The organism is Exiguobacterium sp. TNDT2, from assembly GCF_003331145.1.
GTDB lineage: Bacteria > Bacillota > Bacilli > Exiguobacteriales > Exiguobacteriaceae > Exiguobacterium.
In genome coordinates, this window is sequence record NZ_QLVE01000023.1 from 15,076 (window position 1) to 29,749 (window position 14,674).

Here is a 14,674-nt window from a genome sequence, read left to right on the forward strand (position 1 = left end):
GGATGTGTCTCAACAAAAGGGATTGAGTTATTGGTAGAATAAGAACGACTAATTGAAAAAGGTGGAGCAAACGCATGGATGTGAAAACGACGCTACGTGATGTGCAAGCACACATTAAGTGGTTAAAAGATGAGAAAGAACGAATCAAAGGGAATGACAGAATCACCGGTGACGAGCTCGTCCTCATTGATGACTTGCCGCCTCTTACGAAAAAAGCCCAGCAGCCTCATCTTGATGACGAGGTGCGGGACAAACAATTGAAAGTGCTTGAGGCGGAAGTAGCAGCAGCCAAAAATCGCTTGCCACGTGAACTCCCGGCCGTCGTCGAATCGAACGGGAGCGGCTACTATGACAAGACAGACGTCCATGTTGCCTTCGTCGGTCCGGTCAAACGAGCGCACGAACTAGAACATCTCTGCCATACGTATGTGTTTGAGAACGTCTCGGACTTTTTAGCGATCACCGAGACGACAAAGCTTGATTTCTTGTTAATCTCGGCCGCACTCGACGAGGAAGAGACGACAACTTTCCACCAGATGGGTACGCCGCTGTCACATTCGCGCTATTGGTTGGAGAAATTAATTCTTCAGGCACGACGAAAAGAAGTGCGCGTCGTGTTTGAGACGACACTCGATACGAACCACTACGACCGTTTCTCATCTCTTGCTTCGCAGGCGGATTATATCTTCACAGCGAATGAAGAGCGGGTGAGCGACTATATGGAAGAAACCGGACACGATCGGGTCTTCGTCATCCGTCCCGGAATCGATCCGCTTCGCTTCAATCCGATCGGTATGTACGCAGGACGACACGAGATGGCGCTCGTCACGAATGCATTCCCGGTCCATCGTTTCATGAACGATTTGACGATGCTCGCTGAAGGCGTTCGCGCCGCCAATAAACCGCTCCTCGTCTTACGAGAGCGTCATGAGGCGTTCTTGTCGGAAGCGCCAAAAGCATTGCATGACGCCCTTGTACTGGCCGATGAACAGGAAGCAGAGCAGTTGAAGCGCGCGAGTGATTGGATTTTGCATATCAATGAAATAAAAGGTAGTCCGACGATGAGTGCAACACCGATTTACGAGGCACAAGCCCGCGGTAATCTTGTCATTACGAACTATAATGTGGCTGTTAACAATGACTTTCCTAACGCCTTTATCGCTACGAGCGCTCTTGATGCCAAAGGAATCCTTGAGATGTTCCAGTCTAGGGAAGAGCGGTATGAGCATCAATTGTTAGGGGTCCGTAACATCTTCTCGAACCATACGATGTATGATCGATTCAGCGAGATGTTGTTTGCGCTAGGGATTGACAAAACGTTCCGTCGTCACATCCTCGTCATCGGACGTGGAGATGTAGAGAAACTAAAACCACAATTTGAACGCCAGTCGTATCCATATAAACGATTTGTAGCCGAATCAGATATGACGGAAGCGGATATGGATGGTGTCGATTACGTGACGGTGTTTGACAGCCGTCATACGTATCTCGACTATTATGTGGAAGATTTAATCAACGCCTTTAAATATACGGATGTCTCGTTCGTGACGAAACCGGACGGCGGACAAGTTGAGCACGACTTCGTCGAGCGCTACACAGACGTCGCACTCACCGTCTTTAAGGCGGCGGACGTTTCAATCGACCACTTGACAGGAAAAGAGACGTTGTCAGGAAACGGTTACGTCATCGACCGATTTGAACGGTTGGACGGGGTGGACGAAGTGGTCGCAAACGCGCCGGGCGAATACAAACTCTCGATGATTGTTCCGATTTACAATAACGGACGCTACTTGTACAACAAGTGTTTCTCGAGTCTGCGCCGCAGCTCGATGTTTGACGATATGGAGATTTGGCTTGTCGACGACGGGTCGACGGATAGCGAGACGGCGAGTTATATCGAACGTCTCGTCCGCAAGTACCCGAACGTCTACACATACGCTTTCAACGATGGCGGTAGCGGCAGCGCTTCACGTCCGCGCAACAAAGGCGTCGAACTCGCGACGACACCGTTCATCGCTTTCCTCGATCCGGACAATGAGGCGGTCAATGATGGCTACGCCGAACTGTTCCGCATCATGGAAGACGATTCACTCGACCTCGCCGTCGGCAGCATGTTGAAGCTTGCCGCACGTGAAGCGATGATCGAACTGAACGACTTAGAGCCGGACAGCGTAAAAATTCTCGATGACCCGCGGGCTTATTTGCTCGAACATAACTTTAAAGTCCAAAGCATTCAGACGATGGTCATCCGCAAGTCGTTCCTCGAAACGAACAAGTTGGCGCAAGTCATCGGTGCGGTCGGACAAGATTCGCTCTTCTTCCAAGAGATGTTCTTACGAGCAGAGCGCGTCGCACTCGTCGACTTGACGATTCACGACTATTACGCGGCGGTCGCCGGTTCGACGGTGAATACGATCACGAAGAAATATTTCGACAAGTGTGTCATCCGGGAGACGGCCCGGGCGAAAGCGTTCGCCCGTGAAGGTGTCCTCGACGCGTACCGCGACTCACGTTTCGAATACTTCTTCGAGATGTGGTATTTGGTGTTCTTGCGCCGTAGCCGCCCGGAAGATTTCAACGATAACGTGAAAAAACTATATACGATCATTGAACAATACCGACCGATTGAATTGACGCGTCCGCTCGTCAAACAGTTCGTGGAATTATATGAAGCAGGTCAACAATCTGAATTAAAGCGTCTCTACTTTGACGCGTATTTGTGAGGTGACGGTATGAACAACGAGAACGAGTTTGCAAAAGAGGTTGGTTTGTTAAAGCAACGGCTTGAGCAACAACAGCAAGAGATTCGCCGTCTCAAGCACGACGAGCGAATGTTACGTCAGAAATACCGCCGTCTTGTCCAAAAGTATGGAGAGTTGTTATATACGTTCGAATGGCTCGTTACATCATTTGAACAAAAAGACCGGACAATTGAAGAAGGATCGAAGAAGTACGACGCATTGAATCATCGGTATGATCGTCTCGTACACTCAAAGGCTGGAAAAGCCATCTTAAAAGTACAGGCCATAGCAAAACGAATTAAAAAATAAACGGTGAGCGAAGTGGCAATTGATGTCACTTCGTTTCGCAGTTAAATCGGTATACACGGAGGACATCAGATGGATTGGCAGAAAAAAGCACGTCGCGCCGCCTATTTAGGGGTGCAACGGTCAAAACGTCTCGGGCGAAAAGTGCTCAAGAAGACGACTCAACAAACAGGACAGGCATGGCGTGAAGTCGCACCGAATTGGTATACGCGCTCTCCTCACGTCCATACGGAAGGGACAGACTTCGTTTTCGCAAGCGACGAGACTGTCATATTGACGTATCGTCCTGACGGAAAAAGCGACGTCGTCGCGATTGAGAAGTTACTAGGTGAAGGGACGAAGTCGTTTATGGCCTCGTTCCGCGTCAAACAACGCGACAGTCTTTCTCCTGTCCTTCATCTCGAAGTGTACCGGAAAGGCGGTCGAAAACGACTGATTACTTTGCATGAAGGCGACAGGGAAGAAGTCGTGCTCGGTATAGGCGAACAGATTTTACGAGCCCACCTTGAAGTCACTGGCAAAGGCGCTTTCAGCATCATCGACATTCGACTTGGTCATGCTCCGATTTGGCAAGGGGAAGGGCTTGCAGCGAACGTCGCGCTCGAATCGTTCGATTTCGTGCGCCCGCTCACGGAAGAGACGCTCCAATCGATGACACCTGAGCGTGAGATCGCCCGTTTCGAGAACGGAGTGCTCGTGCTCGACGCGGCCGGGAACCAGTACGCCCATTACGGCGTCGGCGAGTCGGCGTTACCGCACGTCAATACGGAGCGCGGCATCGATTTTTCAGCCGGGGACATGGACGACGATCTGTACCGTTTCTACTTTAAAGGAGAGGCGGACGGGACGGCGAATGCGTCGCTGTTCATCGCGACGTATACGCAAGCTGGACGCGACCGCCTTATCGAGGTTCCACTCGGCTTGAGCGGCATCGTTCGTATTGCCCCCTCGCACCGCTCGATTCGTTATTTCGTGCGAGTGAGCGGTCAAGGTCAACTACGGGACATGCATCTTGGGATGATTCGAGAGAAGAGCGTCCGCAAAGAAGACATTCTCTCGCTCAAACCGACGATGTGGACAATTCCGGCACCAGACGTAATCAAGCTAAAAGCACGAAATAACCAACTCGTGATCGACTTGAAGGGTGAGGACGACAAGCGCCGCTATATTTCGTATGCGGAAATGAACAACAGTTTCACGAAACTTCCGACCGAGTTCCCGTATGAAGTGAAACCAAATTCCCGCTACCGGGTCACGGTCGACGGCGAAGCGAGCGAGGGGACGAATGTTGTCCTTTATCTCGTTGCCTATTCCGCGACCGAGCGCCAAATCATGCAACAAGTACAGATTGGCAGTGAGAAAGTATTCTACTTCGACCGTTCGATTCGTTTCTTGCGCTTCGCCCTCCGCGTTGACGGCAAAGGCGAGGCTCGGGTCGACCGGATTCGTATCGCAGAAGAACTCGTCAGCGACGGAACGGAACATCCGGACTTCAAAGACGTGCGTGAGGCTCGTTTCTTCGCGCCGAAACCGCGCGAGCTCCACGAGTTGAAAGTCGCGGCCATTTTCGATGAGTTCACGATGGCATCGTATGAGCCGGAATGCCAGCTCATCACGTTCACGCCGGATAACTGGAAGTCGACGTTGCTCGATGAACAGCCGGACGTCTTGATCGTCGAATCGGCATGGAAAGGCAACCGCGGGGCGTGGGAGAAAAAGATTGTCAAATACGGGACGAACACGTGGGAAGAGTTGGATGCCTTGCTCGCTTGGTGCCGCGTTCAAAACATTCCGACCGTGTTTTGGAATAAAGAAGATCCGATTCATTACGACCGCTTCATCGAGACGGCGAAACGGTTCGATTACGTCTATACGACCGACCTGAACCGTGTTGAGGACTACAAGCGTGACTGCGGTCATGACCGTGTCGACGCCTTGCCGTTCGCGGCTCAGCCGAAAGAACACAATCCGATTCGTTTGCCGGGGGCGCGTGAACCGTACGCAAGTTTTGCCGGTTCGTATTACGCCAACCGTCACGAGTCGCGTAAAGCCGACATGGACCGCCTGTTCGCGGCGGCCGATAAGTATGGGCTCGTCATCTATGACCGCAACTATGCGATCAATCAACGGGGAGAAAGTGACCAGCTTCAGTTCCCTGAACAATTCCGCCACTCGATTCGCGGCAGCTTGAAGTACAACCAAATCGCGAAAGCGTACAAAGGCTTTAAAGTCATGTTGAACGTCAACTCGGTCAATGATTCACCGACGATGTTCTCGCGCCGCGTGTTCGAAGGGCTCGCTTGCGCGACGCCGGTCGTCAGCACGCGCTCGGTCGGCGTCGAGGCGATGCTCGGCGATTACGTCTTCCTTGACGACGGCGAGTCGGATTTAGACGAGACGTTCCGCCGTCTCATGACTGACGAGGCGTTCTATGAAGACGTCGCCATCGGCGGGATGCGCCACGTGCTGACGTATCACACGTACACGCAACGTCTTGCAAAAATCGCTCAAGACGTCGGTATCCCGTACCGTGTCGACAACCCTAACGTCGCCGTCTTGGCGTTCGTCCGCTCTAAACAAGAAGCGGAGCAAGTCGTGAAACAGTTCGAGGCTCAAAAGTATGCGCATAAAAAACTGCTCATTTTCCTCGACAAGTTTGAAGACTATATCGACGTCTATAACACGTATAACACCGAGTCGATCTCGACGTACATGCGCAGCTACCTTGATCACTATACGTCGCTAACGGAAATCTTGGACACGTTCGACTGGGTCGCCCACCTTGACCCGGCCGACTATTACGGTCCTCACTACTTGGCCGACTATTTGCTCGCGGCCCGTTACGCGGACGCCGACATTTTGACGAAAGCCGACTATTATTCATATGAAGGAACGCTGCAAAAACATGATTACGACGAGTCGTTCCGCTACGTCTTCGATGCGACGCCGTCGCGTTCGATGATTAACCCGGCAGCGCTTCGTTTCGACACGGTCGAGGCGGCGCTCCATCGCTTCGAGGCCGACGCGAGTTTACGTGACCTCGCGCGTTCAGGCAAACGCATCTTTAGCATCGACCCATATCAATATGTGAAAGGCGGCGTCTCGATTGATGAGGCGTCTCGACAGGAGGTAACACGATGAACGAGCAAAAGCTTCGGATTTTAGTATATGGGGACGTCAACTTGAACTTGATTGACGGTTCGGCCATCTGGTTGACATCGGTCGTCCATATGTTGAACCAAGACCCGCATATCGAGGTCGACGTCTTGTTGAAGCGCTCGATCGTCAAACCGGAAGTGACGGCCTCGATCAAACAGCTAGACCGCGTCCGCTTCATCGATGTCTTCACGATAGACTCAGAAAAACAAGATGAGCCGTACTATGAGAAGAAAGTCTTGCAGCCGGACGAGGCGGCCCAGCTCATCCATGAGCTCGTCCAGACGCATCATTACGATATGGCGTTCATTCGCGGCTTCCAGCTCGCGTATGAGCTCACGTCGTATGAAGAGACGATGAAGAAGACGTGGACGTATATCACGGACTTCACGCACGACCAGTCCGAGGCGTCGCAAGAAGAGCTCGCCCGGCTCAAACAGATTGCCGGGCTGTCGGCCCGGATGCTCTGCCAGACGGCCGAGATGAAGCAATACTTCGAGACGTTCCTTGAGACGCCGCGACCGTTCCTCATCCTTAATCCAATGATTTCGAACATGCGCGATGAGGAGCCATCGTTCAAACGCCAGCAGAAGCGTCTCGTCTACACAGGCAAGTTCGCCCCGCTCTGGTATTCGGCAGAGATTCTCGACGCCTTTAAACGGTTGCGCGTGCGCATGCCGGACGTCGAGCTGAAAGTCGCCGGTGATAAGTTCAATCAAGACCCGAACAACCCGAACTTCCGCAAAGAAGTGACGGCGCGGCTGCAACACGACGAAGGCATCGACTGGTTGAAAGGCATCCCGCGCGCAGATGTCGAGACGTTGATCGCCTCGAGCGATCTCGGTCTCTCGTGGCGTCACCCTGAACTTGATGCGAGTCTCGAACTGTCGACGAAGTTGCTCGAATACGGCGCACTCGGCAAGCCGGTGCTGTTGAACCGCAACCCGATGCACGAATCACTCCTCGGCACGAGTTACCCGCTGTTCGTCAACTCGGAAGACGAGTTCGTCGACAAAGTCGAACTTGCCTTCACCCATCCGGCGATTTACCGCGATGCGGCGACACGCCTCTATAATATGGCGAAGTACTATACGTTCTCGAACACGTATGCGCGCTTGCGCGATGCGATTTGGGAGATGCGGCCGACGACGATTTTGTTCGCGGGACACGACTTGAAGTTCATCCGCATGTTCATGGATCGCTTCGAACAGAACCCGGACTATCGCGTCCTCGTCGACGAGTGGGAAGGACATAAGATTCACGACGTCAATCATAGTAAGGCGTGTCTCGCCGAGGCGGACATCATCTTCTGTGAGTGGGGGCTCGGCAACGCCGTCTGGTATTCGAACCATAAGCTGCCGCATCAGCGCCTCATCGTCCGGATCCATCGGCAAGAGAAAGAGACGCCGTTCCCGAACGAATACAATCTCGACAATATCGACCGAATCATTCTCGTCTCGCCGTACATGCTTGAAGAGATGTCTCGTCTGTTCCACATCCCGCGGCACAAAATGACGATGATTTATAATGCGGTCGATGGAGCGAAGCTGCAAAAGCCGAAACAGACAGACGCGTTACCGTTCCACCTCGGCATGATCGGGATTAATCCAAAACTGAAACGGCCCGACCTCGCCCTCGACGTGTTAGAGAAGTTGCTCGCGCAGGACGACCGTTATCACTTGTTTTTCAAAGGCCATCATCCGAGCGAGGTTTATTGGATTGCGAAACGGGAAGAAGAACGAACGTATTACGAGGCGTTCCTCGCCCGGATCGAGCAAGCGCCGCTCAAAGGCCATGTTCATTTTGACGGCCACGGCAGCGACGTTGACGAGTGGTTGCAAAAGATTGGATTCATCTTGTCGGTGAGCGATCTTGAAAGTTTCCACTTGTCACCGGCCGAAGGCATGGCGTCAGGTACCTATCCGCTCATTCGGCATTGGACGGGTAGCGAGACGATTTATCCAGACGAACTGCTCGTCGAGGAGCCGCTTGATGTGGTCGACACGATTCTGTCATATAAAAATCAACCGTCGCGTTTGATGGAGGATGCAGCGGCGTACCAACAGTATGCGTTGAAGCACTTTGCCATTGAACAACTGTTTCCAAAGTTAGAACGGATCGTCATCGGAGAATCGTCGACGACATTGTCATGAAAATGTAATTGCGTCCCTGATTTGTTCAAGAGTATAATGAGTATTGTTTTATTATCGAATATGAACTAAACTGATGGGCATGCGCTTCAACAGAAAAGCATCAGAAACATTTGGAGGTTACTACACAATGAAAGTATGTACAGTAGGTCTTGGATATATTGGATTACCGACTTCAGCCGTATTCGCCAACTACGGCGTCGACGTCGTCGGCGTTGATATCTCGCAACACGTCGTTGATAAATTGAACCGTGGCGAAATCCACATCGAAGAGCCAGGTCTTGGCGAAATGGTGGCGGATGTCGTCGCTAAAGGCAAGTTCCGTGCATCACTCACACCAGAGAAAGCGGACGCTTTCATCATCGCGGTACCAACACCGAACAACGATGACGAGCATAAATCTTGTGATCTCACATACGTGTTGGATGCGACACGCAAAGTGTTGCCGTTCGTTGAAAAAGGTAACGTCATCATCGTCGAGTCGACAATTGCGCCACGTACGATGGACGACTTCGTGAAGCCGATTGTCGAAGAAGCTGGATTCGTCGTCGGCGAAGACATCTTCCTCGTTCACTGCCCAGAGCGCGTCTTGCCAGGTCAAATCTTGCATGAACTCGTTCATAACAACCGCATCGTCGGTGGCATTACATCAGAGTGTGCCGAAGCAGGTGCTCGTGTCTACGGTACGTTCGTCGAAGGCGAAATCGTCAAGACGGATGCGAAGACGGCTGAGATGTCTAAATTGATGGAAAACACATTCCGCGACGTCAACATCGCGCTCGCGAACGAACTCGCAAAAGTTTGTAACGACCTAGACATCAACGTGCTCGACGTCATCGAAATGGCGAACAAACACCCGCGTGTCAACCTGCATAGCCCGGGTCCAGGTGTCGGTGGACATTGTCTGGCCGTCGACCCGTACTTCATCGTCGCGAAGTCACCAGACCTCGCGAAGATCATCAACTTGTCACGTGAGACGAACGTCTCAATGCCTGCTTATGTCGCAGACAACGTCCAGAAGTTGACGGACGGTATCGAAGCGCCGAAAGTAGCTGTCTTCGGCGTAACGTATAAAGGAAACGTTGACGACATGCGTGAAAGTCCGGCAGTCGACATCTGTGAAATCTTGCTTGACCGTGGCGTCAACATCTCTGTCCATGATAGCCATGTTGAAAAATCGACATCAAGTCGTTTTGACCTCGTGTCAAAAGAAGAAGCTCTTGAAGATGCGGATCTCGTGCTCGTCCTTGTCGATCACAACGAATTTAAAACACTCGACTTCGCAGAACTCAACTCGACAATGCGTCGTCCGATGATTTTCGATACACGCAACATCGTGAAACCGGCTGGTGAAGATGTGACGGTCGTGAACTACGGAAATCTTTATAAATACACAAAGGAAACGAATCTCGTTCTTTGATTCTGGTGAATGAACATGTTTAAATCCGCGAAAGCTATCTTTACAGAGCTGAAATCGAGCATGTACTTGATTTTCCGTCTCGCGACGTATGAGACGAGAAGTAACAACTCGATGCAGTATCTCGGATTTTTATGGGAGTTCGTCACACCATTATTGCAGATTGGAGTTTACTGGTTCGTATTTGGATTTGGTATTCGAAGCGGCAGGCCGATTGATGGCGTGCCGTTTCTGCCATGGCTCGTCGCCGGGATTGTCGTTTGGTTCTTTATCGCCTCGGCCATCACCTCGACGGCTCGTTCGGTCTATTCAAAGATCGGTATGGTCTCCAAAATGAGCTTCCCAATCTCGACGATTCCTGCCTATGTCCTACTCGCGCTATTCTATCGTCACGTAGCGTTAGTAGGCGTGTCATTTATTCTCATGTGGGCGTTTGGATATCCGATGGGACTGCATTCGCTCTGGTTTATTTATTTGGCAATCAGTGCACTTGCGCTACTTTACTCTCTGGCGCTCATTACGTCCGCGCTCACGACAATTGTTCGCGACTTGCAGAACCTACTGCAATCGATGATGCGGATGCTCATGTACTTGACACCAATTTTTTGGGTGCCGCCGGCGAATCTCGCGAATATCCTTCAAATCAACCCGCTCTACTACTTGGTTGAAGGATACCGATCGATGTTCCTAGGGTCTGACTGGTTAGTGAATAACTGGGCTTACGGACTCTACTATTGGGCCATCGTCATCGTTCTCTTCTTCGTCGGGTCGATGATTCACTTACGTTTCCGTCGACATTTCATCGATTACATTTGAGGAGGACATTATGTACCAAGTTAAGTTTGAAAATGTCTCGAAACGATATACGTTATACAATAAACCGATTGATAAGTTGAAAGAAATCTTCTTCAGCAAAGCGACCGGGAAACAATTCTATGCACTCCGCAACGTCACGTTCGAAGTACCGCCCGGTGAAGTCGTCGGGATTATCGGCATCAACGGGTCAGGAAAGTCGACGATGTCGAATTTACTCGCTGATGTGATGCCGCCGACCCACGGCAAAATCGAGTTGCACGGCAAGACGGCTTTGATTGCCATTTCTTCTGGCTTGAACGGCAACTTGACGGGACTTGAGAATATTGAGTTAAAAGGGCTCATGCTTGGAATGACGAAACAAGAGATTATCGATTTGACACCGGCAATCATCGAGTTTGCTGACATTGGCGACTTTATCACGCAACCGGTCAAAACATACTCGAGTGGGATGAAGTCACGTCTTGGCTTTGCCATCTCGATTAACGTCAATCCGGATATCCTCGTCATCGATGAGGCGCTGTCAGTCGGTGATCAGACGTTTGCCGACAAATGTTTGGCCAAGATGAATGAGTTCAAAAAGCAAGGGAAGACGATTTTCTTCATCAGCCACTCGGTCTCGCAAGTCCGTCAATTTTGTTCGCTCGGTCTTTGGCTTGAGTTTGGTGAAGTACGCGAATATGGACCGGTCAACGAAGTGCTCAGTGAATATAATAAGTTCCTGAAATGGTTCCGTAGCTTGTCAAAAGAGCAGCAGGACAGTTTTAAAGCGGACAAGCTGAAACGCCGAACGACTGTTGTCGATGCGACCGAGCTTGGAGAGACGTACATCTTGCCAGCCCATTCTGAAGAAGTGTTGAAGAATCATCAAGCAGTCTCGATGTCGAGCTGACGAGGTGAATCTGAGAGGAGGAAGCACGTCCGCTTGAGGACCGTGCAAAAACGACCTATGAAAAAAGTAATGACTGTATTTGGGACGAGACCGGAAGCCATCAAGATGGCACCGCTCGTATTGGAATTGAAGAAGCGGGAAGGCGTCGAACCAATCGTCGTCGTCACGGCGCAACATCGTCAAATGCTTGACCAAGTGCTCGAACTGTTCGAGATTAAACCGGACTACGACCTCGATATCATGAAAGACAAGCAGACGTTGTACGATGTGACGTCACGCGTCCTAAAAGGGATGGGGGAAGTCATCGCCGAGACGAAGCCGGATATCGTGCTCGTTCACGGTGACACGACGACAACGTTCGCGGCTTCGCTCGCAGCGTTTTACAATCAGGTCGCTGTCGGTCACGTCGAAGCAGGTCTGCGGACGTATAACAAATACTCGCCGTTCCCAGAAGAGATGAACCGTCAGTTGACGGGTGTCATGGCTGACTTGCACTTTGCGCCGACAGAGACGTCGAAAGACAACCTCTTGCGTGAAGGCAAGAACGTCGACACGATTTTCGTCACAGGAAACACGGCCATCGATGCCCTCAAAACGACGGTACGCGACGACTACGCCAACGAGTTGCTTGACTCGATCCGCTCACAAGGCCGACGCCTCGTCCTCTTGACGGCACACCGCCGCGAGAACCTTGGCGAGCCGATGCGAAACATGTTCCGTGCCGTCCGCCGCTTGATTGAAAAATACGAGGATATCGAAGTCGTCTACCCGGTTCACATGAACCCGGTCGTCCGTGAACTCGCGAATGAGATCTTACATGACATCGATCGCGTCCATTTGATTGAACCGCTCGACGTATTCGATTTCCACAACTACGCTTCGGCTTCACATTTAATTTTGACCGATTCAGGTGGTGTACAAGAAGAAGCGCCTTCACTCGGCGTCCCTGTTCTCGTCTTGCGAGACACGACGGAGCGTCCGGAGGGTGTGGCTGCTGGTACGCTCAAGTTGGCTGGAGTCGATGAAGAAGTCATTTACTCACTTGCGGACGAATTGCTTTCGGATCAGACTGCATATGAGAAGATGTCAAAAGCATCAAACCCTTATGGCGACGGTGAAGCATCACGTCGAATCGTCGATGCCATCCTTGCTAACTGAATGAATTGAGTTTGGAGTTGTCTTGTGCCCCGCACAGCAACTCTTTTCTATATCATCTCAATATTTGGAGGAACTATACTATGTCAACGAAACGTATTCGTCCAGCGATTTATCATTATTATCCGCGTGGGCCACACAAAGACCATCTCTCCATGCGTGAGGAAGGATATAAAACTGAAGTCACCTTTCTTCCGAAGGCCGACACGGACTCGATTTACGTTCAATTGTTCGATTTAAAGTTCGAGATTCCACCGTCGAAGATTTTTTTGACGGACGCCAAGATTGAAACAGGGGAAGAAATTGGGATTCAGACACAGATTTTCGTGGAAGGGAATAGAAGCATTGCGCTTGAGCTATACTTTATGCAATACGGGGATGAGGAGCGTCTGTCTAACAAACGGTTTCGTTTAACGCTTGAACCGGGGATGAATCAAGTGAGCGAGACTGTGAAACAAGTCGAGGGTGCGAAATATTTTAAGATGTCTTACAAATACGTGGTTGAAACGCTAGAACCGGTCACGATTCGTCTAGACGACTTATACGTCAAGTTCTCTTAAGTTAGACACGTCGATTTTTCAGGGAGAAAGGAACAAACAGGATGCTATTTAGTTCCACGGTTTTTTTATTTTACTTCTTACCAGTTGTTTTGTTGTTGTACTTTATCTCACCGCGTGTCATCAAGAACACGTTGCTGCTCGTCGCAAGTCTGTTCTTCTATGCCTGGGGTGAGCCGCGTTTTGTCCTGATTATGCTCGCTTCGATTTTGATGAACTATGTCTTCGGTTTGCTCGTTGACAAGTATCGTCATCAAGAGAAACAATTGAAGTGGACGATGGGAGCGATGGTCGTGGGTAACCTCGCCATGCTCGGCGTGTTCAAGTACGCGAGTTTCTTCGTCGAGAACGTCAACACGATTTTTGGCTTTTCGTTGAATGACCCAGAGATCCCGCTTCCGCTCGGGATTTCATTCTTCACGTTCCAAGCGATGAGTTACGTCATCGACGTCTATCGTCAAGACGGCCGTCTGCAACGAAATATATTTGACTTGGCACTCTATGTCTCGTTTTTCCCGCAGTTGATTGCGGGTCCGATTGTCCGTTACCAGACGGTCGCCGACGAGATTGTCGAGCGTCGGGAGACGATTGATGATTTCGTCTCGGGGATTCAACGTTTCGTCATCGGGTTGGGGAAAAAGATGATTCTTGCGAATAGTGCCGGCTATGTTGCCGATCAAGTGTTCTCGCAACCGCCAGGGGAGTTGTCGACGACTCTCGCTTGGATTGGAATCATCGCCTATTCTCTTCAAATTTACTTTGATTTCTCGGGTTATTCTGATATGGCGATCGGACTCGGGCGGATGTTTGGCTTCCACTTCTTAGAGAACTTCAACTATCCGTACATCTCGACATCCGTGTCTGAGTTTTGGCGCCGGTGGCACATCTCGCTCGGTAGCTGGTTCCGAGATTACGTCTACATTCCGCTCGGCGGGAACCGGAAAGGCAGTTTGATGACGTATCGCAACTTGACGATCGTTTGGCTGTTGACCGGGGTATGGCACGGAGCGAGTTGGACGTTCATCGCCTGGGGTCTCTATTACGGGATTTTCATCATGCTCGAACGAGCGTTTCTCGGTCGCTGGCTCGCCGCGTGGCCGACCTGGCTTGCCCGGACGCTCACGTTGTTCATCGTCGTCGTCGGTTGGGTATTCTTCCGTGCCGATAACTTCGAGTATGCGCTCGGTTATCTTCAAGTCATGTTCGGGCTTCATGGCGGCGAATTGTTCGATCAGACGGCATACTTTTATCTCGTTCAATACGGCGTCGTGCTCGTCATTGCGATGATTGCGGCGACACCACTTCCAAAGTACGCTGTCTCGTACTTCTTGCGTCACGAAACGGACAGCGAGCGGACAGTGCTTGCGATGGGCGCTGGATTGGCGCGAGCAACGTACATCTTATTTATTTTTGCCGTGTCGATTTCCTACGTCGTCTCGAGCACGTTCAATCCGTTTATCTATTTCCGGTTCTAAGGAGGGGTGCAC

The 14,674-nt window shown here is 51.0% G+C and carries 9 protein-coding genes and 1 pseudogene; all 10 read left to right on the forward strand.

Features of this window, described 5'->3' with window-relative positions:
- Positions 1–74 precede the first annotated feature (74 nt).
- Positions 75–2,723, forward strand: a complete 2,649-nt coding sequence (locus tag DPV68_RS11190; RefSeq protein WP_114166892.1) for a glycosyltransferase — start codon at positions 75–77, stop codon at positions 2,721–2,723.
- Positions 2,724–2,732: 9 nt separating this feature from the next.
- Positions 2,733–3,050 (forward strand): hypothetical protein, encoded by a 318-nt coding sequence (locus tag DPV68_RS11195; RefSeq protein ID WP_114166893.1) that lies wholly within the window; start codon positions 2,733–2,735, stop codon positions 3,048–3,050.
- Between the two features lie 69 nt (positions 3,051–3,119).
- Positions 3,120–6,188, forward strand: coding sequence for a CgeB family protein (locus tag DPV68_RS11200; protein WP_114166894.1), 3,069 nt, complete (start codon positions 3,120–3,122; stop codon positions 6,186–6,188).
- Entirely contained in the window at positions 6,185–8,356 is a 2,172-nt protein-coding gene (locus DPV68_RS11205) for a glycosyltransferase (protein WP_114166895.1), read from the forward strand. Before DPV68_RS11200 ends, DPV68_RS11205 begins: the two co-directional genes overlap by 4 nt.
- A 127-nt stretch (positions 8,357–8,483) precedes the next feature.
- A complete protein-coding gene (locus DPV68_RS11210; protein ID WP_114166896.1) occupies positions 8,484–9,773 on the forward strand; it encodes a nucleotide sugar dehydrogenase in 1,290 nt (429 codons plus the stop codon).
- A 9-nt stretch (positions 9,774–9,782) separates the two neighbouring features.
- On the forward strand, positions 9,783–10,586 hold the full coding sequence (locus tag DPV68_RS11215) for an ABC transporter permease (RefSeq protein ID WP_114166897.1): 804 nt from the start codon (positions 9,783–9,785) through the stop codon (positions 10,584–10,586).
- 7 nt (positions 10,587–10,593) lie between these two features.
- A pseudogene (gene tagH / locus DPV68_RS11220) lies at positions 10,594–11,370 on the forward strand (teichoic acids export ABC transporter ATP-binding subunit TagH); the annotation flags it as partial.
- Positions 11,371–11,532: 162 nt separating this feature from the next.
- Positions 11,533–12,633 (forward strand): non-hydrolyzing UDP-N-acetylglucosamine 2-epimerase, encoded by a 1,101-nt coding sequence (gene wecB, locus DPV68_RS11225; protein WP_114166899.1) that lies wholly within the window; start codon positions 11,533–11,535, stop codon positions 12,631–12,633.
- An 80-nt stretch (positions 12,634–12,713) separates the two neighbouring features.
- Positions 12,714–13,190 carry a hypothetical protein gene (locus DPV68_RS11230; protein WP_114166900.1) on the forward strand — a complete coding sequence of 159 codons (477 nt, stop codon included), beginning with the start codon at positions 12,714–12,716 and terminating at the stop codon, positions 13,188–13,190.
- Positions 13,191–13,231: 41 nt separating this feature from the next.
- Positions 13,232–14,662, forward strand: coding sequence for an MBOAT family O-acyltransferase (locus tag DPV68_RS11235; RefSeq protein ID WP_114166901.1), 1,431 nt, complete (start codon positions 13,232–13,234; stop codon positions 14,660–14,662).
- Positions 14,663–14,674: the final 12 nt, after the last annotated feature.